At 44.1% G+C, this 25,834-nt stretch carries 33 protein-coding genes and 1 riboswitch; of the genes, 26 read left to right on the forward strand and 7 right to left on the reverse strand.

Translation table 11 applies throughout. The features are described from left to right. Nucleotides 1-144 precede the first annotated feature (144 nt). Nucleotides 145-873, reverse strand: coding sequence for an SDR family NAD(P)-dependent oxidoreductase (locus ABD734_RS06945; RefSeq protein WP_344702819.1), 729 nt, complete (start codon nt 871-873; stop codon nt 145-147). Nucleotides 874-1,028: 155 nt separating this feature from the next. On the opposite strand from ABD734_RS06945, the gene ABD734_RS06950 reads away from it, so the two are divergent. Then, nucleotides 1,029-2,234 carry an argininosuccinate synthase gene (locus tag ABD734_RS06950; protein WP_344703086.1) on the forward strand — a complete coding sequence of 402 codons (1,206 nt, stop codon included), beginning with the start codon at nt 1,029-1,031 and terminating at the stop codon, nt 2,232-2,234. After that, nucleotides 2,227-3,603, forward strand: coding sequence for an argininosuccinate lyase (argH, locus tag ABD734_RS06955; protein WP_344702820.1), 1,377 nt, complete (start codon nt 2,227-2,229; stop codon nt 3,601-3,603). The genes ABD734_RS06950 and argH overlap by 8 nt, the downstream gene beginning before the upstream one ends. 53 nt (nt 3,604-3,656) lie before the next feature. Here argH and ABD734_RS06960 read toward each other — a convergent pair whose 3' ends face one another. Beyond that, entirely contained in the window at nt 3,657-3,896 is a 240-nt protein-coding gene (locus tag ABD734_RS06960) for a DUF2759 domain-containing protein (protein ID WP_344702821.1), read from the reverse strand. 90 nt (nt 3,897-3,986) lie between these two features. On the opposite strand from ABD734_RS06960, the gene ABD734_RS06965 reads away from it, so the two are divergent. Beyond that, nucleotides 3,987-4,610, forward strand: coding sequence for an MBL fold metallo-hydrolase (locus ABD734_RS06965; RefSeq protein ID WP_344702822.1), 624 nt, complete (start codon nt 3,987-3,989; stop codon nt 4,608-4,610). A 47-nt stretch (nt 4,611-4,657) separates the two neighbouring features. On the opposite strand, the gene ABD734_RS06970 is transcribed toward ABD734_RS06965, so the two are convergent. Next, the gene (locus tag ABD734_RS06970) at nt 4,658-4,897 is read right to left on the reverse strand and encodes a DUF2626 family protein (RefSeq protein ID WP_344702823.1); all 240 of its coding nucleotides are present in this window, start codon (nt 4,895-4,897) and stop codon (nt 4,658-4,660) included. Nucleotides 4,898-5,112: 215 nt separating this feature from the next. On the opposite strand from ABD734_RS06970, the gene comGA reads away from it, so the two are divergent. The 11 genes from comGA to gcvPB all read left to right on the forward strand — a co-directional run bounded on the left by comGA (nt 5,113) and on the right by gcvPB (nt 13,334). Further along, the gene (comGA, locus tag ABD734_RS06975) at nt 5,113-6,105 is read left to right on the forward strand and encodes a competence type IV pilus ATPase ComGA (RefSeq protein ID WP_344702825.1); all 993 of its coding nucleotides are present in this window, start codon (nt 5,113-5,115) and stop codon (nt 6,103-6,105) included. Next, on the forward strand, nt 6,071-7,123 hold the full coding sequence (comGB, locus tag ABD734_RS06980; RefSeq protein WP_344702826.1) for a competence type IV pilus assembly protein ComGB: 1,053 nt from the start codon (nt 6,071-6,073) through the stop codon (nt 7,121-7,123). The genes comGA and comGB overlap by 35 nt, the downstream gene beginning before the upstream one ends. A gap of 10 nt (nt 7,124-7,133) precedes the next feature. After that, nucleotides 7,134-7,463 (forward strand): competence type IV pilus major pilin ComGC, encoded by a 330-nt coding sequence (gene comGC / locus ABD734_RS06985; protein ID WP_344702828.1) that lies wholly within the window; start codon nt 7,134-7,136, stop codon nt 7,461-7,463. After that, nucleotides 7,426-7,869 (forward strand): prepilin-type N-terminal cleavage/methylation domain-containing protein, encoded by a 444-nt coding sequence (locus tag ABD734_RS06990; protein ID WP_344702830.1) that lies wholly within the window; start codon nt 7,426-7,428, stop codon nt 7,867-7,869. Before comGC ends, ABD734_RS06990 begins: the two co-directional genes overlap by 38 nt. Continuing rightward, nucleotides 7,859-8,131 carry a type II secretion system protein gene (locus tag ABD734_RS06995; protein ID WP_344702832.1) on the forward strand — a complete coding sequence of 91 codons (273 nt, stop codon included), beginning with the start codon at nt 7,859-7,861 and terminating at the stop codon, nt 8,129-8,131. The genes ABD734_RS06990 and ABD734_RS06995 overlap by 11 nt, the downstream gene beginning before the upstream one ends. Next, entirely contained in the window at nt 8,091-8,528 is a 438-nt protein-coding gene (locus tag ABD734_RS07000; protein ID WP_344702834.1) for a competence type IV pilus minor pilin ComGF, read from the forward strand. The genes ABD734_RS06995 and ABD734_RS07000 overlap by 41 nt, the downstream gene beginning before the upstream one ends. Beyond that, a complete protein-coding gene (locus tag ABD734_RS07005) occupies nt 8,500-8,676 on the forward strand; it encodes a hypothetical protein (protein ID WP_344702836.1) in 177 nt (58 codons plus the stop codon). The genes ABD734_RS07000 and ABD734_RS07005 overlap by 29 nt, the downstream gene beginning before the upstream one ends. Nucleotides 8,677-8,680: 4 nt before the next feature. Next, a complete protein-coding gene (locus ABD734_RS07010; protein WP_344702838.1) occupies nt 8,681-9,157 on the forward strand; it encodes a shikimate kinase in 477 nt (158 codons plus the stop codon). Nucleotides 9,158-9,247: 90 nt separating this feature from the next. Continuing rightward, a riboswitch (glycine riboswitch) is annotated at nt 9,248-9,336 on the forward strand. Nucleotides 9,337-9,410: 74 nt separating this feature from the next. Next, nucleotides 9,411-10,496: a glycine cleavage system aminomethyltransferase GcvT gene (gene gcvT, locus ABD734_RS07015; protein ID WP_344703088.1), complete on the forward strand. Its 1,086-nt coding sequence runs from the start codon at nt 9,411-9,413 to the stop codon at nt 10,494-10,496. Between the two features lie 20 nt (nt 10,497-10,516). Continuing rightward, the gene (gcvPA, locus tag ABD734_RS07020; RefSeq protein WP_344702840.1) at nt 10,517-11,860 is read left to right on the forward strand and encodes an aminomethyl-transferring glycine dehydrogenase subunit GcvPA; all 1,344 of its coding nucleotides are present in this window, start codon (nt 10,517-10,519) and stop codon (nt 11,858-11,860) included. Further along, the gene (gene gcvPB, locus ABD734_RS07025) at nt 11,853-13,334 is read left to right on the forward strand and encodes an aminomethyl-transferring glycine dehydrogenase subunit GcvPB (RefSeq protein ID WP_344703090.1); all 1,482 of its coding nucleotides are present in this window, start codon (nt 11,853-11,855) and stop codon (nt 13,332-13,334) included. Before gcvPA ends, gcvPB begins: the two co-directional genes overlap by 8 nt. 40 nt (nt 13,335-13,374) lie before the next feature. Here gcvPB and ABD734_RS07030 read toward each other — a convergent pair whose 3' ends face one another. The 4 genes from ABD734_RS07030 to ABD734_RS07045 form a co-directional block, all read right to left on the reverse strand. Beyond that, nucleotides 13,375-13,761 carry a rhodanese-like domain-containing protein gene (locus tag ABD734_RS07030; protein WP_344702842.1) on the reverse strand — a complete coding sequence of 129 codons (387 nt, stop codon included), beginning with the start codon at nt 13,759-13,761 and terminating at the stop codon, nt 13,375-13,377. A 203-nt stretch (nt 13,762-13,964) separates the two neighbouring features. Next, nucleotides 13,965-14,186, reverse strand: coding sequence for an SA1362 family protein (locus tag ABD734_RS07035; protein WP_344702844.1), 222 nt, complete (start codon nt 14,184-14,186; stop codon nt 13,965-13,967). Beyond that, entirely contained in the window at nt 14,187-15,092 is a 906-nt protein-coding gene (locus ABD734_RS07040) for a DUF1385 domain-containing protein (RefSeq protein ID WP_344702846.1), read from the reverse strand. Between the two features lie 18 nt (nt 15,093-15,110). Further along, nucleotides 15,111-15,671 carry a hypothetical protein gene (locus tag ABD734_RS07045; protein WP_344702848.1) on the reverse strand — a complete coding sequence of 187 codons (561 nt, stop codon included), beginning with the start codon at nt 15,669-15,671 and terminating at the stop codon, nt 15,111-15,113. A 170-nt stretch (nt 15,672-15,841) separates the two neighbouring features. Between ABD734_RS07045 and ABD734_RS07050 the strand changes: the two genes are divergently transcribed. The 12 genes from ABD734_RS07050 (at nt 15,842) to ahrC (ending at nt 25,833) form a co-directional block, all read left to right on the forward strand. Next, nucleotides 15,842-16,897: a M24 family metallopeptidase gene (locus ABD734_RS07050; protein ID WP_344702850.1), complete on the forward strand. Its 1,056-nt coding sequence runs from the start codon at nt 15,842-15,844 to the stop codon at nt 16,895-16,897. A gap of 26 nt (nt 16,898-16,923) precedes the next feature. Then, a complete protein-coding gene (efp, locus tag ABD734_RS07055) occupies nt 16,924-17,481 on the forward strand; it encodes an elongation factor P (protein WP_344702852.1) in 558 nt (185 codons plus the stop codon). A 103-nt stretch (nt 17,482-17,584) separates the two neighbouring features. Then, nucleotides 17,585-18,016: an acetyl-CoA carboxylase biotin carboxyl carrier protein gene (gene accB / locus ABD734_RS07060; RefSeq protein WP_344702854.1), complete on the forward strand. Its 432-nt coding sequence runs from the start codon at nt 17,585-17,587 to the stop codon at nt 18,014-18,016. Next, nucleotides 18,016-19,362 carry an acetyl-CoA carboxylase biotin carboxylase subunit gene (gene accC, locus ABD734_RS07065; RefSeq protein ID WP_344703092.1) on the forward strand — a complete coding sequence of 449 codons (1,347 nt, stop codon included), beginning with the start codon at nt 18,016-18,018 and terminating at the stop codon, nt 19,360-19,362. Before accB ends, accC begins: the two co-directional genes overlap by 1 nt. A 13-nt stretch (nt 19,363-19,375) precedes the next feature. Continuing rightward, on the forward strand, nt 19,376-19,723 hold the full coding sequence (locus tag ABD734_RS07070) for an Asp23/Gls24 family envelope stress response protein (RefSeq protein ID WP_344702857.1): 348 nt from the start codon (nt 19,376-19,378) through the stop codon (nt 19,721-19,723). Nucleotides 19,724-19,743: 20 nt separating this feature from the next. Next, complete coding sequence (gene nusB / locus ABD734_RS07075) at nt 19,744-20,145, forward strand: transcription antitermination factor NusB (protein WP_344702859.1); 402 nt, start codon at nt 19,744-19,746, stop codon at nt 20,143-20,145. After that, nucleotides 20,132-21,484 carry an exodeoxyribonuclease VII large subunit gene (gene xseA, locus ABD734_RS07080; protein ID WP_344702861.1) on the forward strand — a complete coding sequence of 451 codons (1,353 nt, stop codon included), beginning with the start codon at nt 20,132-20,134 and terminating at the stop codon, nt 21,482-21,484. The genes nusB and xseA overlap by 14 nt, the downstream gene beginning before the upstream one ends. Further along, nucleotides 21,465-21,677, forward strand: a complete 213-nt coding sequence (xseB, locus tag ABD734_RS07085) for an exodeoxyribonuclease VII small subunit (RefSeq protein WP_344703094.1) — start codon at nt 21,465-21,467, stop codon at nt 21,675-21,677. Before xseA ends, xseB begins: the two co-directional genes overlap by 20 nt. Continuing rightward, on the forward strand, nt 21,667-22,545 hold the full coding sequence (locus ABD734_RS07090; RefSeq protein WP_344702863.1) for a polyprenyl synthetase family protein: 879 nt from the start codon (nt 21,667-21,669) through the stop codon (nt 22,543-22,545). The genes xseB and ABD734_RS07090 overlap by 11 nt, the downstream gene beginning before the upstream one ends. An 89-nt stretch (nt 22,546-22,634) precedes the next feature. After that, a complete protein-coding gene (gene dxs / locus ABD734_RS07095; RefSeq protein WP_344702865.1) occupies nt 22,635-24,527 on the forward strand; it encodes a 1-deoxy-D-xylulose-5-phosphate synthase in 1,893 nt (630 codons plus the stop codon). Next, complete coding sequence (locus tag ABD734_RS07100; protein WP_344702867.1) at nt 24,505-25,299, forward strand: TlyA family RNA methyltransferase; 795 nt, start codon at nt 24,505-24,507, stop codon at nt 25,297-25,299. Before dxs ends, ABD734_RS07100 begins: the two co-directional genes overlap by 23 nt. Nucleotides 25,300-25,380: 81 nt before the next feature. Next, complete coding sequence (gene ahrC / locus ABD734_RS07105) at nt 25,381-25,833, forward strand: transcriptional regulator AhrC/ArgR (RefSeq protein ID WP_344702868.1); 453 nt, start codon at nt 25,381-25,383, stop codon at nt 25,831-25,833. Nucleotide 25,834 lies beyond the last annotated feature (1 nt).

Below are 25,834 nucleotides of genomic sequence, written 5' to 3' on the forward strand. Positions count from 1 at the left end.
AATACTTAAAGTACTATAACGAAGAAAGAATACAAGAAAAATTAGGCTACCTTCCTCCAATTCATTTTGGAGGAAGGTAGCCTAATGAAGGTGTTTTATATGTGTCTCATACTGCTAGGTCAGTCTACAAGGCTGCTTTTTTTATTAGAGGAAATCGCTGATGCTGTAGCTTTCGGAAAAACCGAAATTGTCTGATGTGATGATGCGTTTTGCGACGTAGGCAGCGACTTTCGGTGGATATAGACGATTGGAAGATTTATGCTTTCTGAAGGTTTCAAGGTCCGGGAACTCTTCAGGGTCCGCAGAACGGATTTCCCCCTGCATATCCGTATCGACAACTCCGGGCCTGTAGGTGGCGGTGAATATCGGGTAGTCCAACCGATCCATCTCTTGGCGTAGAACATCACTCACCATATTTACTGCCGCTTTAGAACTGCAATATGCTGACCAACCTTCCATCGGATTTAAAGCAGCGCCACTGGAAACCGTAAGGATGCGTTTCGCAGCTTGAATGTCACTAAAGGCATTGACATAGCCTTTCATCAACAGTGCTGGGGCCAGTACATTGATTTTATAGTTTTTCATGAATCCTTGAGCATCCATGTTCGCAATGGAATGAACCGGCCCTACGATGCCTGCATTGTTGATCAAGTATATCTCGTCCCCTTTTTCCGGCGAGATGGAATTGAATATTTCAGGCAACATCTCTTCCAATTTCTGTTCATCCAGGAAATCCACATGAAATTCTTTATAAAGCTCAACATCCGTTTCGACTTTGGAACGGGAGATGCTGATAATCCGATCTTCCCTGAAGATGTCAAGCATAGCATGGCCAAGGCCACGGCTTGTTCCGGTTATAAATACATATCTCATACTAAACGCTCCTTTTATTCAGTTACTGATGATTATAGAGTCAACTGAAATATTTGTAAAATGCTGAAATGCAGATAAATGAATAAATATACTTGATTACGAATGTTTATAATGATATTATTTAAATTATTCTAAAGACGAGGGGATGTATGAAGATGAATGAAAAAGTAGTATTGGCCTATTCAGGCGGTTTGGATACAAGTGTGACAATTCAGTGGTTTATAGATAAAGGATACGATGTTGTGGCGTTGTGCCTAGATGTCGGAGAAGGAAAAGACTTAGATAAGGTCCAACAAAAAGCTCTGGATATGGGGGCGATTGAATCATATGTGATTGATACTACAAAAGAGTTTGCAGACGACTTCGTTTCTTATGCAATTTATGCAAATTCTATGTATGAAGGAAAATATCCACTAGTATCTGCATTGAGTCGCCCTTTAATCTCCAAGAAACTCGTGGAAGTTGCACACCAATCCAATGCAGACTATGTCGCCCATGGTTGCACAGGTAAGGGCAACGACCAAGTCCGCTTTGAAGTGGCCATCAAAAGCCTTGATCCTGCACTTAAGGTTCTTGCACCAGTACGTGAATGGACATGGAGTAGGGAAGAGGAGATCGATTATGCCAAAGAAAAGCAGATTCCCATCCCGGTAAACCTCGACTCGCCTTATTCGATAGACCAGAATCTGTGGGGCAGGAGCAATGAATGCGGTGTGCTTGAGGATCCTTGGGCCAAGCCACCGGAAGATGCATATGATCTGACCAGAAACATCAAGGAAACCCCTGACGAAACGGAAGAACTTGTACTGCATTTTGAAAATGGACTGCCAAAAGCCCTCAATGGTGTGTTCTACGAGTTGGATGAACTGATCATCAAATTGAATGAGATTGCCGGAGTCCACGGTATCGGGAGGATAGACCATGTCGAAAACAGGCTCGTTGGTATCAAATCACGCGAAGTGTATGAGACACCAGGTGCGAAGGTGATCCTTACAGCGAAGCACGACCTTGAAACGATCACATTGACAAAAGACATTGCGCACTTCAAACCATCCATCGAGCAGAAATTCACAGAGCAGATCTATAACGGGCTGTGGTTCTCCCCATTGTCGGAGTCCCTCAGGAAAATGCTTAAAGACATGCAGCAGCCAGTTAACGGCGAAGTACGCCTTGAACTGTACAAAGGCAATGTGACGGTCACCGGCAGGCGTTCCGACAACAGCTTGTATGATGAAAAACTTGCAACCTATACCAATGAAGATGCTTTCAATCAAGATGCTTCTGTAGGGTTCATTGAAATTTTCGGATTGCCGACCAAAGTAAAGGCGATGCTTGATAACGGTGTGAAACTTTATGACTAAAAAGGCATGGGGCGGAAGATTCCAAGGCGAGTCACTGGGTTGGGTGGAAGCATTCAATGCTTCCATCCATTTTGACAAGATACTCATCGAGAAAGATATAGAAGGTAGTATTGCACATGCAACCATGCTGGAGAAGAAGGGGATTTTAAGCGAAGACGAAGCAGAACAGATCATCTCCGGGTTAAAGGCGGTGATGGAGGATTTCAATGCGGGGCGGATGGAACTGTCCGTACAACATGAAGACATCCATATGAATGTCGAACGCGCACTGATCAATAAAATCGGGGAGGTGGGCGGCAAACTGCACACAGGGAGAAGCCGTAATGATCAGGTGGCGACAGATATGCATCTATACATCAAAGAACAAGTAGAACATATTATAGAAAGCATCAATAGTCTAAAAAAGACCATACTCGCACTTGCCGAGGAAAATATCCATGTCATCATGCCTGGCTACACTCACCTTCAAAGGGCACAGCCAGTCCTCTTTTCGCATCATATCATGGCATATTTCTGGATGCTGCAAAGGGATGGGGAGCGCTTCAGGGAGTCATTGAAGCGCATCGATCTATCACCGCTTGGAGCGGGGGCAATCAGCGGCACGACATTCGATATTGATCGCGAGATGACCGCCGACCTCCTTGGCTTTTCCGATATATACCAAAATAGTATGGATGCCGTCAGTGACCGTGACTATATCATTGAAACCCTTTCAAATATCAGCCTCGTGATGATACATCTGTCGAGGTTATCGGAAGAAATCATCTTCTGGATGAGCGAAGAAGCGAATTTCATTCAGCTGTCCGACCAATTCACTACCGGGAGCTCCATGATGCCACAGAAGAAGAATCCTGACATGGCAGAACTGATCCGCGGAAAAAGCGGACGGACGACCGGTGCCCTGATGGGCATGTTGATGTTGGTCAAAGGCCTCCCCTTGACCTATAATAAAGACCTTCAGGAAGATAAAGAAGGAATATTTGATGCAGTGACGACTGTTTTGGGGTCCCTAGAGATAATGAACGGCATGTTGGAGACTCTGTCCATAAATGAGGAAGTGCTAGAGGAGACGGTATCAGAAGATTTTTCAAATGCTACAGAACTGGCTGATTATCTGGTGCAGAAGGGAGTGCCTTTCAGAAAGGCTCATGAAGTGGTGGGGAAACTTGTTTTAAAGTGCATCCATTCCGGCAAGTACCTCAAAGATCTTAACCTAGAGGAATTCAAGCAACATCACTCTTCAATAGAGGACGACATCTATGATCAACTCTACCCCCGCACATCAGTTGACAGAAGGAACAGCCGGGGCGGCACCGGCACAGAGGCAGTAATCGCACAGATGAAACGTGCCGAAGCACTACTGAAATGACAAAAAAGGCAAATCCTCTAGAGGATTTGCCTTTTTTATATAAACGGTCCAGCCTAGTGCCCGAGGTCTGGATAACCGTATGTAAATATAGTCGCGATTGCGAAGAAACCAAAAGTGGCAACTGTTGCTAGACTGAAAAGTACCGCCAACAGATTTTTATTTTTGACTGCCGCCACCAATCCCCATATACCGACGATTGAAATCATCAGCATCAGCAGGGAAAAAGTGTTGATCCCGATATGGATCGACACGCCGCCAATTTCAAAAAGCTCACCCGTATCAATGAATGGCATGATGCTCAACCTCCCATAATCTCTTTATTCTCATATATATTGTATAATTAAAAATGTACTTTGTCGAGGAGATTTTAAGGAGGATCATTTATGGAAATAAGAACTTTACCCCTTGGGCCATTGGAAACGAATTGTTATCTGCTGCGTGAAGGAGAAGAGGTACTGATCGTCGATCCATCTGGAGAGCCTGAAAAGATCAAGGAGGCTATCGGGTTGGATCAGACCGTCAAAGGGATTTTGCTGACCCACGCCCATTTCGATCATATCGGAGCACTCGAAGATATCGCCAATCATTATGATGCTAAAACCTGGATGGGGCGCCCAGAGCTTGAGTGGCTTGCCGACCCGGCAAAGAATGGGTCGGCCAAGTATACGGACATGGGCTTGCCTATTATAACAGCCGATATACAGCCAATACCTCTAGAAGAAGGTCGTCATTCGATTGGTAAGTTTGAGTTCGAGGTCCTTTATACACCGGGCCATTCACCTGGAAGCTTAAGCTATCTTTTTAACGACTTCATCGTTTCAGGTGATGTCCTGTTCAACGGTGGGATAGGAAGGACAGATTTATATCAAGCAGACCATAGCACTTTGATCGACAGCATCCGCAGCAAGATGTATATGCTCGATGATGAGATCGTTGTATACCCAGGGCACGGCCCGGAGACCACCATCGGGTATGAAAAGAAGACAAATCCTTTTGTGAGGAAATAGAAAAAGGACCGTACAGATTTGAATCTGTACGGTCCTTTTAAACATGATCAACCAAATCTCGGCTCGAGTAAAAATGTAGTGAAGTACGTAAAACCTACAAAGAAAAGGACGAGGTATGCAGCAAAAACGTACATGTACATCCTTTCTGTCAATTTCATGTAACCGAGGAGAATGAAGAATCCGGTTTGCGCGAGAAACAGCAATGTCATCGCCATCATGTCACCGACATAGAAGAGGATTGCAAATACACCAGTCCAAAAGCCGAGTGTCTTGAATACTTTATCCATAAGAACAGTCCTTTCATCCTTACTTTACATATCATAGTCAATTATAAATAAAGAAGATATTAAAGTAAATACTAAATAAATCAAATGGTTTGGAATCCATTTCCATTATTCACTATTATACAACAAAAACTATGCCAATAAGGGGAAATTCATCAATTTATTTCAGAAAAGATCAATTCCTTCACTTTTACCCATATATAAGGTGGAGGTGAAGAATGAAAAAGCTTATAGAAACGATTTTAAAAGATGCAATGCTTGAGGAGGCCACGGATGTCCACTTGACATCTGAAGGTGAAATGGCGCATGTGAGGATCCGTTGCCTCGGAAAGATGCAGCTGCTCGAAGTGATCGACATTGAAGTCTATAGGCGAGCCATCAACTATCTGAAATTCATTGCAGATCTCGACATCAACGAACATCGTGTCCCGCAGAGTGGCCGCACCGCAATCCTGATTGATGAAGAAGTCGTCAACCTAAGGGTCAGTACACTACCAGTCTCGCTTATGGACGAAGTGGTCGTCATACGAATCCTCAACCTGATGGAAGATAAGGCATCGAATGAACTATTCAGCACCACTTCTGAATACGACTTCTTCCAGGACTACATCAACCGGCAGCAAGGTCTGATTCTGTTCACAGGTCCCACCGGTTCCGGGAAATCGACACTGATGCATCGGTTGATCAGGGAGATCGCAGCAAGAGGGGAACGGCAAATAATCAGCATTGAAGACCCGATTGAATATGAGCAGGAAGGGATTGTACAGGTTGAGATCAATGAAAAAGCACAAATCGACTACGAGCCTCTGCTAAAAGGTGTGTTGAGGTGTGACCCGGATGTCATAATGTTCGGGGAGATAAGGGATGCTAATATCGCGTCCAACCTACTTAGGGCAAGTTTATCGGGACACCTTGTATTCAGTACATTCCACAGCAAATCTGCTGTGGCCGCACTCAGTCGCCTTAAAGATTTTGGGCTCTATGATGAAGAGATGATACAAAGTATCTCATTGATCATAAACCAGCGTCTCATCCATACTCAAAAAGGATCTTATATCATTTATGAAACGCTTGGAAATACAGAGATACAAGAGTTTTTGAAGACCGGTTCCGTTGTTTATGGGACACTGCACGACCGCCTGATCCTTATGCTTGATGAAGGGGGGCTGAATGCGGATGAGTTTAGGTTTTACGAGGATAAATTCAAATAAACTCGGCAAATATGATGCCCACTTTCTGATCAAGCTCGCTGATTTGCTTGAAACTGGCTTCACTATGCAGCAGTCACTGCTTTTCCTGTTGGAACAATATGATGTGCTGAAACCAAAAGATCGACTGCAGATGATAGAGGCCGTCCGAGAAGGAAAAAGCCTTGGAAAATTACTTAAGGATATGGGATATGGCAATTCAGTCATTATCCAAATTGCATTTTCTGAAATACATGGGAAAGTATTGGAGACGTTGCGAGAATCTGCAAGGTATATCGAATACGTGAGGAATACGCGTTCGAAACTGCTTAAGGCGTTGCAGTATCCTTTGTTGCTGATAACAATTTTTGTAGGGCTTCTATTGACCCTCAATTTTACAGTCATCCCCCAATTCAAAAGCCTTTACAGTGCCATGGGCACACAATCTCAAGGGATTGTGGCACTGCTCATCAAAGCGCTTGATGCGTTGCCTATAGCACTCCTGGTGTGCTTTATAACCGGAGTTGTGGCTTGTATTGCTATATCAGCTATCTTTTCCATCAAGGACGTGGCATTGAAATCTCGTATATTTACCAAGATACCTTTAGTGAATTATTTTTTTACCGGCTATCAGACATATAGGTTTTCACGGGAGTTCGGCTATTTTCTGAATAATGGACTTGAAGTGAAGGAGATTCTTGACCTTTTCATTCATCAGGAAATAAATGGCTATCTAAGATATATGTCGGAGTCCATAAAGGATGGCTTGATGAATGGTGAAAGCCTGTCACTTGTCCTGGGCGAGGTAGAATTGCTTGATGCCAAATTGGCTGTGTTCGTCAGTCACGGCGAACAGAACAGCAGCGTCGGCAAGGAGCTTATCATGTTCAGCGAATACACGTTGGAGCGTCTTATCATGTATGTGGAAAATATAACGAAGAAGATACAACCCGTAATCTTCGCAATACTCGGAGTCCTCATCATCTGCTTATATCTGATTATAATACTACCGATATTCCAGATGATGTCTGCGATAAACTAGGAGGAAACAGATGAAAAAATATTTTAAAGGAAAAATGAAGGCAAACGGTGAAGAAGGATTTACTCTGATTGAAATGCTGTTGGTGCTACTGGTCATATCAGTGCTGATCATACTGATCATTCCGAACATAGCGGCCCAAAGTGCAAACGTCCAGGACACAGGATGTGAAGCGCAAGTAAGGATGGTCCAGAGCCAAGTGGAATCCTATACATTGAACGAGGGCGCGCCGCCTGCTTCAATCAATGCACTCGTACCTGAGTATTTGACCGACGACCAAGTTACATGTGCGAACGGAGACACCATTGCCGTCACCAATGGCAAAGCAGCACGCACGCCATGATGGTTTTATGCTTCTTGAAATGATGCTGACATTATTCATCGTCAGCATCATATTGCTTATTGGCGTAGTCAGTATACCTGACTACGAAGCAGGCGGGACAGAAGGGGACATAGAACGGATAAGCCATTTCTTCTATAACGCCCAGACGGAGGCGATGGCTTCAAAATCTTATAATATTGTCGATATCGACCGTGCCGGCAACACTTTTCATCTACGTAGCCGGGATGGCAATATACTTAATTCCTATACACCTGAGTGGTGCCAGCTCAATTCAGGCGGGCTCGAGCGCATCATCTTTAAGCCAGATGGTGATGCGAACAAGTTCGGCACCATAAGTTTAGACTGTCCAGGTTCTTCTGTAAGATTCATTTTCCAGATTGAGAGGGGGCGGTTCCGTGTCGAATGAAAAAGGGTTCATGCTGATTGATGGACTGCTTGCGATGCTGTGCCTCAGTATCATTGCCGTCACTCTGGTGCCGGCAGTCATTACAATTCAAACTACAGCCGAAGAAGCGCAGATCCAACTGGAATTACATCGGACGCTATACATTGAGTTACTCTCCTACGATGATCGGGAGACATTCATCAGTCAGACCGAGAACTGGGTTGTCGAAGGAGGCAGAATATGTGGCAAAGCGAGCGGAGAATGCATCAAAATCAAAAAATGATTCAGGATTCACTTACCTAGAAGTACTTGTCAGCTTGGGCATCGCTACTTTTATAATGGCTCTATTGCCTTCATTACTCGCGCTATTCAATTATGAAGAAGAGGAAATGGAGTTCGAACATGATTTTTTCATAATCGATATCAGCCAGTCATATAAGGATAGTACAGCCACTGATTATGAGCCGAGCCAGGAATCCATTGTTTTCATGGATAAGACAACTAAAGTACGCTATAGAAGACATGGCTCGAGAATCATTAAGACAGTGGGGGACAAAGGTTACGTTACGGTAATGTTCAATGTCACCGAATTTAAGGTTGAAGAGACGGATGAGTCCATCATCCTCTCGTTTCTCGGGAAGGGAATGGAAAATGAAGAACAGATTACATTTATCAAATGAAGGTTTCTTCAGCTTCTCGATGTATATTGTATTGATATATATGGCAGGCGTGTACTATCATTATCATAACCGCTTCATGATGATCATTGAAATACAATCCAATTTCATCGAAATCTATAATACGCGGATACAAGATATACTGGGGTGAGGATATGATCCTTATAGGCTTTATGGGGAGCGGGAAGACTACGGTCGCAAAATTGCTTGGGGCACATATGGAAAGGGAAGTCCGTGACCTTGATGAAGAAATCGTAAAATCCTCAGGGATGACCATCCCCGAAATATTTGCAGCTGAAGGTGAGACAGGTTTCAGGGTACGTGAATATGATGTCCTAAAAGCACTGCCTAAGCAGGACATTCTTGCGACAGGCGGAGGCGTGGTGACGTATGCAGCCTCAAGAAGGCTTCTTATGGAGATGGATCAGCCGATCATCTATCTTCATGCAGATTTTCCAACGCTTTATAATAGGATCCGTGAGGATATGAACAGACCTTTAGTAAAAGATAAGGCATCGGTGAAGAAACTATACGAAGAACGTCTTGATCTATACCGCAGCACTTCAGCAATTGAGATCGATGCCACTTCAACCCCAAAAACCGTCGTCGATCAGATAATGCAGACCCTTTAATGCACTTTCCTAGACAATGAATTAAAGCGCTTGCTATTTTCTAAAAATTGGGGTTATAATGTAGTCGTAAAGACAATTAAAAATTTGCGAATGAACAATGCTCGAGAGAACGAGTTATCGTCGCCGAAGGAGCAAACCGTAATGGTGAATCTCTCAGGCAAAAGAACAGCATTGGGACGCATTCCTGAAGGCATATCAACAGGGCAGCTATTGGCTGTCCTGTTTTTTTATTATCCAAAGGAGGAATAGAAATATCATGTCTGAACTTAAAAAGACGCCGCTGTATAACTATTATAAGGAAGCCGGGGCAAAAGTCATCGACTTTTCCGGTTGGGCTCTGCCGGTCCAATTCAGCAGTATAAAAGAAGAACATAAGGCAGTAAGGGAGAGTGCAGGCCTTTTCGAGGTGAGCCACATGGGCGAGATCCTTGTAGAAGGGAAGGAGTCTGAAGCATTCCTCAATTATGCACTGACGAACAATGTCGAAAAACTTACCGACACAAAAGCCCAGTACACCATGTTATGCAACGAGTCAGGTGGCGTCATAGACGACCTCGTCATCTATAAATTGGAAGATGAGAAATATCTTCTGGTAGTCAATGCCGGAAATACTGATAAAGACTATGAATGGCTGACCTCCATAAAAGGATATGATGCGACTGTCAAAAATGTCACTTCCGACTATGGACAGATCGCCATCCAGGGACCTAATGCACGTGAAATTGTGCAGAAGCATACCGATGAAGATATCAGCGAAATGAAGATGTTCCGTTTTAAAAAGGATGTTGAGATCGGTGGCTGTAATGTAATCCTTTCACAAAGTGGCTACACAGGAGAGGATGGCTTCGAGATATACTGCGACAGCTCAGATACGGAGAAACTCTGGAAACTTTTCGTCGATGAAGGCGTAACCGAATGTGGACTTGGGTCTAGGGATACCCTCAGACTGGAGGCAGGTTTGCCACTTCATGGTCAAGATCTCACTGAGGATATTTCACCGATTGAAGCTAAAGCAGGCTTTGCCGTGAAAACCGACAAAGAGGACTTCATTGGAAAAAAAGTGCTCAAGCAACAAAAAGATGAAGGGGCTCCAAGAAGACTCGCCGGTTTTGAACTGCTTGAGAGAGGAATTGCGAGAACCGACTATGAAGTGACGGATGAAGAAGGAAACAAGGTAGGATATGTAACAAGTGGCACCCAATCTCCAGTCACCAAAAAATCCATCGGCTTTGCTCTTGTGGATACTGACTTCTTTGAACTCGACAAAACGTTCAACGTCAAAGTCCGCAACAAAGATGTGCCGGCTAAATTCGTGAAACCCCCGTTCCATAAAAATTAAAAATAGAAGGAGTGTATCAATTGAGTCACCGCTATTTGCCGTTAACTGAAAAAGATAAGAATGCAATGCTTGAAACGATTGGCATAAAAGATGTTTCCGAATTGTTTGAAGACATCCCTGAGAGTGTCCGGTTCAAGGGTGAATTGGACATTAAAGAAAAGAAGAGTGAAACATCCCTTTTGAGGGAACTCACCAACATCTCCAAAAAGAACATCACTACAGAAACACATACCTCGTTTCTGGGTGCGGGCGTCTATGACCATTACATCCCGACAGTTGTGGATCATGTCATCTCGCGTTCGGAATTCTATACTGCCTATACACCTTATCAGCCAGAGATCTCCCAAGGGGAACTGCAGGCGATCTTCGAATTCCAGACCTTGATTGCAGAGCTCACAGGTATGGACGTGGCAAACTCTTCTATGTACGATGGACCGACTGCCTTTGCTGAGGCCGCAACAATGGCTGCCGGCCAGACAAAGAAAAAGAAAGTAGTCGTATCGAAGGGTGTTCACTATCAGGCGATTGAAGTGCTTAAAACTTATTGTAAAGGCCAAAACATTGAAGTAGTGGAAGTTGATCTCAATGGATCCTATACCGATCTTGAAAAACTCGCTGAAGCGTCTGATGAAGATACGGCAGCGGTGATGGTGCAATATCCGAACTTCCTCGGTTCCATTGAAGATCTGGAAGCGATGGAGGAGATTGCCCACAAGCATAAGGCATTGTTCGTCGTAAACAGTAATCCGCTTGCACTCAGCCTTCTTACACCTCCAGGTGAGTTTGGGGCGGACATCGTCACTGGTGACACACAAGTGTTCGGCATACCGGCACAATTCGGCGGCCCTCACTGTGGTTATTTTGCAGCCACTAAAAAGCTCATGCGTAAAATGCCAGGCCGCCTCATTGGGCAAACTCAGGATGACGAAGGCAACCGTGGATTCGTACTCACGCTACAAGCCCGTGAACAGCATATAAGACGGGATAAGGCAACAAGCAACATCTGTTCCAACCAGGCCCTGAACGCGCTGGCATCTTCGGTTGCGATGAGCGCCTTGGGTAAAAATGGTGCAGTAGAAATGGCTGAACAGAATATCCAAAAGACCAACTACATGAAGAATAAGCTGAAGTCTGCCGGATTTACAATCCTGGATGGTCAGTCTTTCAATGAATTTGCAGTAAAACTCTCAAAAGATGTCGACGAAATCAATGATGAACTACTTGAATACGGCTATATCGGCGGTTATAACCTAGAGAAAGTGGACGCTGATTTTGCGGGCTATATGCTTGTAGCTGTTACAGAATTGCGCACTAAGGAAGAAATAGATGGATTTATCGAAAGGTTGGGTGAATACAATGCTTAAGGGATCCAGTCCTTTGATTTTTGAAAGAAGCATAGAAGATCGCTTTGCCTATTCGCTTCCGGATCTGGAAGTGGAAAAGGCGGATATCAGTACGATTATAGACGATAAATTCGTCCGGAAGACAAAGGCCGAGTTGCCGGAAATAAGTGAACTTGACCTGATGCGTCACTATACTGAACTATCCAACAAGAACTACGGCGTCGACTCCGGATTTTATCCGCTCGGTTCCTGTACCATGAAATATAATCCGAAAATTAACGAAAAAGTTGCCAGGATGCCAGGTTTTGCACTCAGCCATCCACTCCAGAGCGACAAGACGATACAAGGTTCCCTTGAAATCGTCTACGATATGCAGGAACACCTCAAAGAGATTACTGGCATGGATGAAATCACATTGCAGCCTGCTGCTGGTGCGCAAGGCGAATGGACGGCACTGATGATGATCAAAGCCTTCCATGAAGACAATGGAGACTTCAACCGTACTAAAGTGATCGTACCGGACTCGGCTCACGGAACAAACCCGGCAAGTGCGGTAGTAGCAGGGTTTGAAGCCGTGACTGTAAAATCCAATGACAAAGGGCTCGTTGACATCGAGCACCTGAAGAGCCTGGTAGGCGATGATACAGCTGCAATAATGCTCACGAACCCGAATACCCTTGGACTGTTTGAAGAAGATATTCTGGAAATGCGTGACATCGTCCATGAAGCGGGCGGTAAACTTTACTATGATGGCGCCAACTTGAATGCCATCATGGCTAAAGTACGCCCTGGAGATATGGGCTTCGATGCGGTCCACTTGAACTTGCACAAAACATTTACAGGTCCGCATGGCGGTGGTGGCCCTGGCTCAGGGCCAATCGGAGTCAAATCAGAATTGGCGAAGTATCTTCCTAAACCGATCGTCGTCAAGAATGAAGACGATTCCTACAAAGTCGAGCATGATGTGCCTAAGAGCATCGGACGCGTAAAACCATTCTTCGGTAACTTCGGCATATTCCTGCGGGCATATACGTATATTCGCACCATGGGGCCGGACGGTCTCAAGGAAGTATCGGAAATTGCGGTCCTTAATGCCAACTACATGATGAGAAGGCTTGAAGGTACATTCGAACTTCCTTACAAGCAACATTGTAAACATGAATTTGTCATCAGCGGTTCCAGGCAGAAGAAAATGGGAGTGCGTACACTCGATATGGCAAAACGTCTGCTTGATTTTGGATATCATCCGCCGACGATCTACTTCCCACTCAACGTTGAAGAGTGCATGATGATAGAACCGACGGAGACGGAGTCCAAGGAGACACTGGATGGATTTGTAGACACCTTGATCGGTATCTCCAAAGAAGCTGAGGAAGATCCAGATATCGTCCTTGAAGCCCCTCATACTACTGTGGTCGGTCGCTTGGATGAGACTCAGGCTGCCAGAAAACCAGTGCTGAGGTTCCAACGTGATGACATTGTAGAAGAGAAATAAAATAATGGCCCCGGCTCATCGAGCCGGGGCCATTATTTTATTATTTGTTTTTGGACTTGATTTTGCCAGTCCATTTGCTGATGCCGTTTTTCAGCATGTAGACATCTTTAAATCCTGCTTTCTTCAACATCTTCCCAGCCCTGTAAGGCAACCTCCCGGTCTGATCATACAGATAGACAGGCATGTCCTTCCTAAGGGAATTCATCTTCATGGAGAAATTCATCATGGGAATATTCCTTGCACCCATAATATGTCCATATTCATATTTCTCTTTATCCCTCAAGTCTATGAGCTGAACTTTCCTCAAATCTTTTTTAAATTCTTCCTCTGTAAGAGGTTTGACGCTCTTCATATTCCTGTAGCCGTTCACTACCAGAAGAAGGATGATGACGATTGACGCCAATAGAATAATCAACCAAGTATCCAATTTGTATCTCTCCTTAAAAATTTCACATAAGCTTATTATAAAGATGTTCGACACAATTTAAAAGAGAAAATGATGAGGAACATCTAGTGGGGATAATCACTGAAGCGGGGTGGAGGGGACGATGTACGAACTTAGGCTGGTCGGTTGATTGGCAGACAATGTTTAAAGATGATAAAAAAACTGCCCAATTCCGGGCAGTTTCATTATTTGCGATTCCTATATCTGCGTTTTGATTTTCTGAGTGCGCGCTTATATTTTCTTTGGCTCGGTGTCAATATAAAGAAATAATATATTCCATAGAGGATAAGGCCGATGATCAGCAGGGTCACCAGCGAATTGAGTATCATTCCCATGAAATAATCCAGGTTGGTTACAAGGCCGATTGCAGCTATGGCAAGCACCAGGTACATCAAAAATCGTTTCATCTATTTCACACTCCTTGATAATCTGTTGAATGAGGCGATGGCCACTTCAACTTGCTTATGATCGGGTTGTTTAGTAGTCAGCAGCTGCAGCAGTAGTCCAGGTAGGCCGAACCATTTAAGGACCGGCACATGCCTTACCTTATTTGTGAACTGAAGGAACTCGAAGGACAATCCGATGACTACCGGTATCAATGCCAATCTGTTGAGGATTCTGACATAGAAGGGATCTACCGGCACGAACATATAGACGACAAATCCTACAAGTACGGTGAATAGTATGAAGGAACTGCCGCATCTATAGTGCAGCCTTGAATGGTGCTGGACGTTCTCCACCGTCAACAGTTCATTATCCTCGAAAGTATTGATGACTTTATGCTCGGCGCCATGGTATTGAAACAGGCGCTTGATCATGGGAGTCATCGAAATGGCGTAAATATAGAGAAGCAGCAGAATAAGCTTGAAGAAGGACTCCAAGGCGACTTGCCCAGCATGGGAAGTAACAACCCCTGAGAAGAATTCGGCTATGAAGACTGGTATGAGGGTGAAAAGGGTTTTTCCGACCAGAAAAGAAAGTATGCCTATCAGAATGGTGGACAAGACGATTTTGGACTTATTCGCTTCCTGCTTCTCCGCTTCAATGTTCATGTCATCTGATGGATGCCTTTCATACCTTTCAGAGGCGAAATCCATATGTTTCATCCCATATATACTTGATTCAATAATGGCCACATTCCCCCGCAAGATAGGAATTTTCTTTAGTTTCTGAACCCAGTCCTTTTGCGGACGGTCCATTTCGAAATAATCTATGGAATCGTCATTGCGGCGGATGGCGGTCACCATCTTCCTGGACGACTGGAACATTACCCCTTCGATGACGGCTTGACCGCCATATTTCGTATTGGTCATCAGTCCACGCTTCCTTCATCAATAGTATTCATTTACTTGCTTAAGCTGATCGAGGCCTTCCTTGAACAGATCAGGATCATCATTCTCTATACCCCTGTTCAAAATATCGATTGCTGCAAGGATTTCGTCGTTGGCCAGTAGAATGGATTCATGCCGGCGTTTCAGGTAATCATCCAACTCAACATCAGTGGTTTCATCATTATAGTCTTCTATCGTACGTGATATCTGTTTTTCGACTTCTTTGAAATTGGACTGGAGGTTTTGGGGCGATTCTTCGTTTTCCCTTATCATTTTGTCCAGCTCATCAAAAGAAGATTCCATTTCCGAAGCATACGATTCGATATCCTGTACATACTTGCTTATGTCGGGATTACCCCTTATTTCTTTCATTTTGGAAATTTCCTGCTCCAGATTCTCAAGGCGCTGTGTATTCTTCTGGAGCGAGACTTCCTCAGTCTGCAGAAGCCGCTTCAACTCCTCGTTACGCTCATTCGCCTTTTTTAAATCCTGTTCTACCGGGTTCCCGCTACAGGCGCTCAGGAACATCACCGACAGTATGATCGACATCATTCGTTTCATAATCTGATTCTCCTAATTTTCATTGTATAATGATATCATGTTACACCAAAAGATGATATTGTTTTGCAAATTACAAAAAAGTCGGGATATAAGCGATATTGCATGATTCTATTACTGAAATAAAGGTTGTTTTGATGTAGAATGTAATCTGAAAGGTGGAGTATAAGCATATGATCAAATTTGATAAAGTGAACACCCTTTTAGAAGAGAACAACTTGGATGCACTGCTCATCATGAGCGACTACAACAGAAGATACTTGAGTAACTTCACAGGGTCAAGCGGTGCTTTAGTCATCACGAAGGAGAACCGATACCTGATTTCTGATTTCAGGTACGATGCGCAGGCCAGGGCACAAGCTGAAGGGTTTGAATTCATCCTTCAGGATAAAGGTCTCCTTGATTTCACAGTGGAATTCATCAAAGGGAAAAACCTTCGTACCCTTGGTTTTGAGGGCCATCATATCAATTACAATACTTCTGAAAAGCTGGCTGAAAACTTTGAAATTGTGCCTTTGACGAATGAGATTGAAAAAATCCGCATGTTCAAGACACAAGAAGAGGTTTCCATAATCAAAAAAGCGTGCGAAATAGCCGATGAAACCTACGATCACATATTGAAGTACATTAAGCCAGGGATGAGTGAACTCAACGTGCGCAACGAAGTTGAGAATCACATGCGCAAACTTGGAGCGGAAGGTTCAAGTTTTGATATCATTGTAGCCAGCGGCTACAGGGGTGCACTCCCGCATGGTGTGGCTTCTGATAAAATCATAGAGGCCGGCGAGATGATCACACTTGATTTTGGAGCATATTATAATGGGTATGCATCTGATATAACCCGCTCGTTTGGCGTCGGGCACGTATCAGAAGAAATGGAGAAGGTACACAACATCGTCCTGGAGTCCCAACTGGCTGCACTTGATGAAATCAAAACAGGGATGACCGGTCGGGAAGCGGATTCGGTTGCGCGTGATATCATCACGAAACACGGCTATGGAGATAACTTCGGTCATTCGCTTGGACATGGGTTCGGTTTGGAAGTGCATGAAATGCCGAGCTTGGCGAAGTCCAGCGAAACCGTTCTCGAGAAAGACATGTGTGTTACAGTAGAACCGGGCATCTACATTGAAGACGTAGGCGGCGTAAGGATTGAAGACGACTGCCTCGTTACAGATCAAGGTCTTGAGAAACTTTCACACAGCAGTAAAGAGCTGTTCATCATCTAAATCAATGAGAATACAGGAGGAATACTATGATTTCAGTCAACGATTTTAAAACAGGACTCACAGTAGAAATAGAAGGGGGCTTGTGGCGTGTGGTCGATTTCCAGCATGTCAAGCCAGGTAAAGGCGCCGCCTTCGTCAGAAGCAAACTCAGGAACTTGAGGACAGGGGCCATCCAGGAAAAAACGTTCCGCGCAGGTGAGAAGGTGGGTAAAGCCCATATCGATAACTTGAAGATGCAGTATCTGTATGCAGATGGAGACAACCACGTCTTCATGGATAACAATACATTCGAGCAGGTGGAGTTGGATGCTTCGGCACTTACTGATGAGCTCCAGTACCTGAAGGAGAACATGAATGTTTCCCTGATTATGTACGAAGGGGAGACACTCGGTGTCGAACTGCCTAAAAACGTAGAACTCAAAGTAGTTGAAACGGAACCGGGAATCAAAGGTGATACAGCAAGCGGCGCGTCTAAATCCGCGACTCTTGAAACAGGACTTCAGCTCCAGGTGCCACTCTTTGTAAATGAAGGGGACACACTTGTCATCAGTACTGATGACGGCCATTATGTTTCAAGAGCCTAGAAAGTGAAAGCAGAGTAGCCTCTGCTTTCATTTTTTACTTGAATTGGTATGACCACTTGCGTAAAATACAAGACAGAAATTTTGAAAGTTAAGGAGCCTGAACATGAAACATGAATATATTGACTCACTGATAAGTAAAATGGAAAAAGCTTCACTCACCGAATTGACATATAAGGATGAGGAAGTTGAAATCAAACTTAAGCGCGGAGGAGAACCGGAGCAGTCTGCAAGACCGGCTGCTGTGCCTTCAACACCGGCTGCAGCAGAAGCACAGCCGCAGCAGCCATCACCTGAAGAAGAGGGCAAGGTGATCAAGGCTCCAATGGTCGGAACATTCTATAAAGCAGCTTCTCCAGAGGCGGACCCATATGTGAAAGTAGGGGATAAAGTCGATAATTCCTCAGTAGTGTGCATCCTTGAAGCAATGAAGCTGTTCAATGAAATACAGGCGGAAATTTCCGGTGAAATCACAGAGATACTTGTCGAAGATGGAGACATGGTTGAATACGATCAGCCATTGTTCAGAGTACGATGATCAAAAAGATACTGGTTGCAAACCGCGGAGAGATTGCTGTAAGAATCATCAGAGCGTGCACTGAGTTGGGGATAGAATCCGTCAGCATCTATTCTGAAGCAGATAAGGACAGCCTACACCGGAAAATCGCCACTGAATCCTACTGCGTCGGTCCAAAGCTTTCAAAAGACAGTTACCTCGATATGATCAGCATCATCACGATAGCCAAAAAAAGTGGATGTGACGCCATTCACCCGGGCTATGGGTTTTTGGCTGAAAACAGCGATTTTGCAGAAATGTGTGAAGTATCCAACCTTATTTTCATCGGTCCTATGCATGAAACGATTTCATTGATGGGTGTTAAGGATGTTGCTAAAGATACGATGAAGAAAGCGGGCGTACCTACCGTACCCGGCAGTGAAGGCGTGGTGGCTTCTGTAGAAGATGCAAAGAAAATCGCTGAAGAAATCGGTTATCCGGTCATTATTAAAGCAAGCCATGGCGGCGGGGGTAAAGGTATCCGGGTGGCGAGGGATGAAGCTTCCCTTGTCCAAAATTATAAGATGACTGAACAGGAAGCAGAAAGTTCCTTCGGCAATAAAAGCCTCTATATCGAAAAGTACATTGAGAATTTCAGACATATAGAAATTCAGGTGCTCGGAGATTATCATGGCAACGTCGTACATCTTGGTGAACGCGATTGCACCATCCAAAGGCGGATGCAGAAATTGGTGGAGGAAGCGCCGAGTCCGGTACTTTCTGAAGCAAGGCGTGAAGAGATAGGGCAGACGGCTGTGACAGCTGCAAAAAGCATCGATTACATTGGAGCCGGTACCATCGAGTTCATCTATGACTTGAATGACGACAGCTTTTACTTTATGGAGATGAATACGCGCATCCAAGTGGAACATCCAATTACGGAAATGATCACTGGTGTAGACCTTGTCAAAATGCAGATTAAGATTGCAAGAAGAGAACCCATGCCGTTTAAACAGGAAGAAATTGAATTTAAAGGGCATGCGATTGAGCTGCGCGTCAATGCGGAAAATCCATACAAAAATTTCATGCCTTCCGCCGGCAAGATTACCGACTTCATGGTGCCAGGCGGCTTCGGCGTAAGACTGGATAGTGCCTGCTACGCTGGATATGTCATTCCTCCCTACTATGACTCCATGATTGCGAAACTGATCACTTTTGCGCCATCAAGGGAAGAAGCCATCAATACCGCACTGCGTGCACTTGGAGAATTCAAGATTGGCGGAGTCGATACGACAATTCCGTTCCATATGAACTTGTTGAATCACGAATCATTCAAGAACAATGACTATAATACAAACTTCCTGTCAAACCATGATATAATGAATTGACGAGGTGATTAATATGATTATTGAAGAAGATAAAGCAAATCTTGGACGCATCGAGATTTCACCCGAAGTACTTGAAGTGATTGCAAGTATTGCCGTAACTGAAACAGAAGGCGTGCATGCATTGCATAACAACTTTGCCAGCGGCAACTTCGAGAAAATCGGCAAAAAATATCGTGGTCGCGGGGTCAAAGTAGACAGTAAGGATAAGGAAGTGCGACTTTCAATCTACGTGACGCTTGACCAGAGCCACAATGTGCATGGAACTGCCGAGAACATACAAAAGAACGTCACCCAGACCATTATGAACATGACGGATAATATTGTAAAAGAAGTCAATGTCCATATCGTAAATATCAAATAGATGATTAGATGGTGTTATTAATGAACCGACATGAACAACGAAAGAAAATATTTCAAATACTGTTCCAATTGGATCATGGACTTGTGAGCCTAAAGGATGTATCATTCCACGATCTGTACCAAGAATACCCGTACATCAAGTCAATCGTGGATTATCATTCAGAACATAAGTCTAGGATAGATGACGAAATTAAAAATCATCTGACCAGTTACACTTTGGAACGGATCCCGAAAGTTGAAAGGAATATTTTGAGGACAGCCATTTCTGAAATACTTCATGGTGATTCTCCCAAAAAAGTAGTAATCAATGAAGCGATCATCCTTGCGAAACAATACGGGGAGAAGGATGGCTACCGCTTTGTCAACGGTGTCCTCAAAAACTTTATTTTTGAAACGGATGAAAATACGGATGGAGCACAGTAAATATCTTTCCGTAGGTGCATTGACAAAGTACCTAAAATATAAGTTCGACCAAGATCCGTATTTAACGCGTGTCTATTTAAAAGGTGAGCTCTCGAATGTCAAACATCATTCGAGTGGCCATCTATTTTTTGCATTAAAGGACAAAGATGCCGTACTTCGCGGAGTGATGTTTTCGCGTAATGTCCACGCATTGAAGTTTCAGCCGGAGGAAGGGCAGAGCGTACTCATCGAAGGCAGGGTCAGCATTTTTGAAAGTAGTGGCCAATACCAGATCTATGCAGACAGCATCGAAATGGATGGCATCGGCCTGCTTTTTGAAAAGCTTGAAAAGGATAAAACCGATTTACGAAATCAAGGGTATTTTGATGACAAACATAAAAAAAAGATTCCGGAGTACCCCAAGAAGATTGCCATAATCAGTTCCAAAACTGGTGCAGCACTGCAGGATATGGTCACTACGCTTAAACGACGCTATCCTCTTGTTACAGTGACGATCTACAATACGTTGATGCAGGGCAGTAAAAGTAGGACGACGGTCATTCGAAGCCTTGAAGAAGCGGATGAATCGGGAGCGGATACCATAATTCTAGCAAGAGGGGGCGGATCCATAGAAGATTTATGGACTTTCAATGAGAAAGACGTCGCACTGGCTGTATTCAACATGAAGACCCCCATCATCACAGGCATCGGGCACGAAACAGATACAACCCTTGTCGACTTCGTTTCTGATTTGAGAGCGCCTACACCAACAGCAGCTGCAGAAATATCCGTCCCTGACCGTGTCGATATTTTCGAAAAGCTTAGTCAGACGGAAAAATTCCTGGCCCGCAGCATCAATCAAAAAATCACATCCGATAAAAATCGGTTGTCGACGCTTTCTTCCTACTATAAACTTAAAAACCCAGACCTTCTGTACGATCAGCAGACGGAAAAACTGGTCGCACTAAAAGATAGCCTTGATTCAAGAGTTACATCAAAGATTCGTGAAAGCGGCTACCGTCTGTCGAATGCAAAAGAGGGCGTAAGATATAATACGCCGACCTTTAAAATCAGAAGAGGCGCCGAAATATTGGATGCCTACACTGCAAGCCTTGATAGGACACTCAAGGTGAAGATTGAATCATCACGGCAAACATTGGGGGCATCACTAGATCGCCTCAATTCGCTGAGTCCGTCAAATGTGTTGAAGCGTGGATATTCCTACACCACCAACGAAGGTCAGGTCGTCAAAACAGTGGATGCGGTAGGTGATGGGGACATCATAGAAACGACATTAAGGGATGGTACTGTCCTATCCAAAGTAACAGAGGTGAGAAATGATGCCGGAAAAGAAAAATGAAACATTCGAAGAAAAGATGAACCAGCTGGAAACAATCGTAAAAAAATTGGATGAAGAAGAGGTCTCACTAGAAGAATCGCTTGAACTCTACCAAAAAGGAGTAGAACTTACTACAGAGTGCGACAAGATACTCAAAAATGCAGAACTGAAGGTTGAAACACTTAACAAGAAAGGGGCAGAAGATGAAGAATGATATGAATGAATACCTCATAAAAGCTGAGTCTAGAATCCTTGCCCACCTTCAGACGAATCGTGTCTCTAAAACAATCGAAGAAGCCAGCAGCTATTCCATTAAGGCTGGCGGCAAAAGATTTCGACCCTATCTGCTTTTTGCCGCACTCGAGTCATTGGGTGCTGACCTGGAGAAGGGTGTCGGCGCAGCAGCGGCGGTGGAAATGGTACATACATATTCCCTTATACATGATGACCTTCCAGCCATGGATGACGACGACTACCGGCGTGGCGAGCCCACAAACCATAAAGTATATGGTGAAGCTGCAGCGATACTCGCAGGAGACACCCTACTGACCGAAAGCTTTCACCTCATAACTTTGGATACCCGATTGGATCCAAAACAGAAAGTGGAGATCATCTCTCAATTGTCGGAAAAAGCAGGGCAGAATGGCATGATAGGTGGACAGATGCTCGATATAGAAGCGGAAGGCAAAAACATCACCTTTAACGAGCTTGAGGATATTCATCATTACAAAACAGGACAGTTGATCGTCCTTCCCATAAAAATTGCATGCATAATTGCTGAGGCCAGTGATTCTGTTATGGAACCGCTCCTTGAATTCGGCGATAAACTGGGCATCCTCTTCCAAATACGGGATGACATTTTGGATGTGGAGGGCAACCTTGAAACTACCGGCAAAGAAACAGGTAGTGATGCACGGAAAAATAAGATGACCTATGTGAGGACGTATGGTCTGGAAGGCGCGAAGAAAGAATTAGATAAATTAACTGGAGAAGCGGAAACGATACTCCATTCACTTGCAGATGAAATAGATATTTCCCATCTGGATAGGGTGTTGCAACGCTTTGCAGTAAGAGATAAATGATAATTCATCAGTATGAATTATCATTTTTATTTTGACCTTTACATAAAAGTGGTATAATTGGCATTAGTAAATTTAAAGGTGGTTGCTATATGAATCTATATAGTATAAAAGAACCCTCATTCCTGAAAGAGATGGATGAAGGGGAACTTAAAATACTAGCACAAGACATCAGGGATTTTCTAATCGAGTCATGTTCTAGGACAGGCGGCCATATCGGAGCGAACTTAGGGGTCGTAGAATTGACCCTTGCACTTCATAAGCACTTCAATTCTCCGGAGGACCGGCTGATCTTCGATGTAGGCCATCAAGCCTATATCCACAAGATATTGACTGGACGCATAAACGATTTTGATTCCTTAAGGCAATATAAAGGCTTATGCGGATTCCCAAAATTACGTGAATCTGAACATGATGTCTGGGAAGCAGGACACTCTTCAACGAGTCTCTCTGCTGCGATGGGCATCGCCAAAGCGCGTGATATAAAAGGTGAAAGTAACCATGTCGTTCCTATCATTGGAGACGGTGCATTGACGGGCGGCATGGCTCTGGAAGCATTAAACCACATTGGTTCCGACCGTACCAATATGACCATAATACTAAACGATAATGAAATGAGCATTGCCCCGAATGTAGGGGCAGTCCACAATATGCTTGGCAGAATGCGTACCAATACCCAATACAACAGGGTCAAGCATGACATTGAAGATTTCTTAAACCGTCTTCCACAAGTAGGCGTCAAGCTAAGGGATATGGCCGATAGGATCAAAGACAGCATGAAATACCTTATAGTGAATGGTATCTTCTTCGAAGAACTTGGCATCAAATATCTCGGTCCTGTAGATGGTCATGACTTCGAAGAGTTGTCGAATGCAATCCAGATATCCAAAGATTACAATGGCCCCGCCGTAATCCACGTCATCACTAAAAAAGGCAAAGGATATCATCCAGCAGAAGATGACAAGATGGGCAAGTGGCATGGATTGGGACCTTACAAGATCGATACGGGAGAAGTCCTTGGCAGTAAATCGACCCCATCTTGGAGTGAATTCATGTCAAACACTGTTCTTGAACATGCCAAAAACGATGATAGGATTGTTGCTTTAACTCCTGCAATGCCTGTCGGCAGTAAGTTGACGAAGTTCCAAAACGAACTGCCGGAGCGTTTCTTTGACGTCGGCATTGCAGAGCAACATGCTGTTACAATGTCAGCTGGCCTTGCTGCAAGCGGTATGCGACCATATCTGGCCATATATTCAACATTCCTTCAGCGCGGCTTCGATCAATTGTTGCACGATGTCGATAGACAAAACCTGAACGTCTTCATAGGCATTGACCGAAGCGGTCTCGTGGGTGCTGACGGTGAGACCCACCAGGGTGTCTTCGACATCAGCTTCATTACCCCGTTGCCGAATATGACCTTGATGATGCCAAAAGATGAGATCGAAGCATCACAGATGATCGACTTGGCATTCAGCCATGATGGACCTATTGCACTGAGGTATCCAAGGGGCAATGTAAAAGGTTTGAAGCAGGGAGGTAATTCCGAAATCCTCGAGTACGGCAAATGGGAGTTGATGTCTGAAGGTGACGATATGACCATTATCTCCTTCGGACCTACGCTTGACCTTGCACTAGAAGCTTCAGATACTTTGAAAGGTGCAGGGATTAAAGCCGGTGTAGTCAATGCCCGATTCCTTAAGCCAATGGATCATCAGATGCTAAACACACTGGGCAGCAATGGGAAACCTATCCTTACAGTCGAAGAATCAATGTTGACTGGTGGGCTGGGCAGCATGATCGCAAGTTATCTTGCGGATAATGATTACAATAACGCCCTCCACAGAATTGGTATCGATAATGAATATATCGAGCATGGGGATGTAGGGAAGCTTCTTGAAGACATCGGTATTACAGCCGAAAATATAGTCCTTCAGTCGAAGCTGCTGATGGAGCAGGCAAATGCCAAGCAAATCAAGAATTGATCAGCATGTGCATCAGCACTTCAACTTAGGCACTCTTGAAGAAGTCAGACGTATAATAATGGCTGGAAAGGTTTTAAACAACAATGCCCCCATATATAAACCTTCAGAAATGATTGACCCAAGTAAAGCTGATATTCGCTTCAGGAACATAAAGCCTTATGTTTCCCGTGGAGGAATAAAGCTCAATCATGCAGTACAATATTTTGACATTAGCTTAAATGATAAAGTAATGATAGATGTGGGCAGTTCAACAGGCGGTTTCACTGATTGCGCCCTGCAAAAAGGTATAAAACATGTATATGCAGTCGATGTAGGTACCAATCAACTTGATTATAGATTGCGCGTCGATGACCGGACTACCGTGATGGAACAGACTAATTTCAAAGATACATCCGCAGGCGACTTTGCAAGTTTGCCGGATGTCATCTCAATAGATGTCTCCTTCACTTCTGTAGTACCAATAATCAGGCATATCACACATCTGTTCGCTCATGACTACGAAATCATCGCCCTCATCAAACCGCAGTTTGAATCCTATATGGAAGAGAGGGAAACCGATGGTATCATTACTTCCAAGGCGACCCATCAAAATGTGGTCACCCGTGTAATGGATGAGTGTCTTTCCCTCTCTCTTTCAATAACAGGATTGGAACGTTCTCCGATTACGGGAACGAAAGGCAATATTGAATATCTACTTCATCTTAAGCACAGAAAAGACAGTGTTGAAAACTCAGTCGAAGAAAAGGACATCCAGCGCACCATCTGGGGCTGATGTCCTTTTTTTATATTATAATCATTCATTTTATGATATTATGTGTATAAATATACATGAATGGTATAAGGAGGCTTACTGATGTCCAATAAGTCCATCAGACAAATCAAGATACGGGAAATTATAACCAACAATAAAGTAGAGACCCAAGAAGAGCTTGTCGAAAAGCTGAATGCTTATAGTTTTAATGTGACACAGGCCACTGTCTCAAGGGATATAAAGGAATTACAGCTGATTAAAGTACCGGCCCCAGACGGTTCATATGTCTATAGTATGCCCAAGGACCGCAAGTTCCATCCACTTGAAAAGCTGGGCAGATATCTTATGGATAGTTTCGTCAAGCTCGATTATACCGGTAATATGCTTGTTCTAAAGACATTACCGGGTAATGCCCATTCCATCGGTGCGATAATCGATCAGCTTGACTGGGAAGAAGTCGTTGGAACCATCTGTGGAGATGATACATGCCTGCTTATATGCAGAGATCAAACTGCACAGGAAGAAATCAGGGATAGAATCTTCAATCTGATCTAAA

It is taken from the genome of Salinicoccus jeotgali (genome assembly GCF_039538805.1).
GTDB classification, from domain to species: domain Bacteria; phylum Bacillota; class Bacilli; order Staphylococcales; family Salinicoccaceae; genus Salinicoccus; species Salinicoccus jeotgali.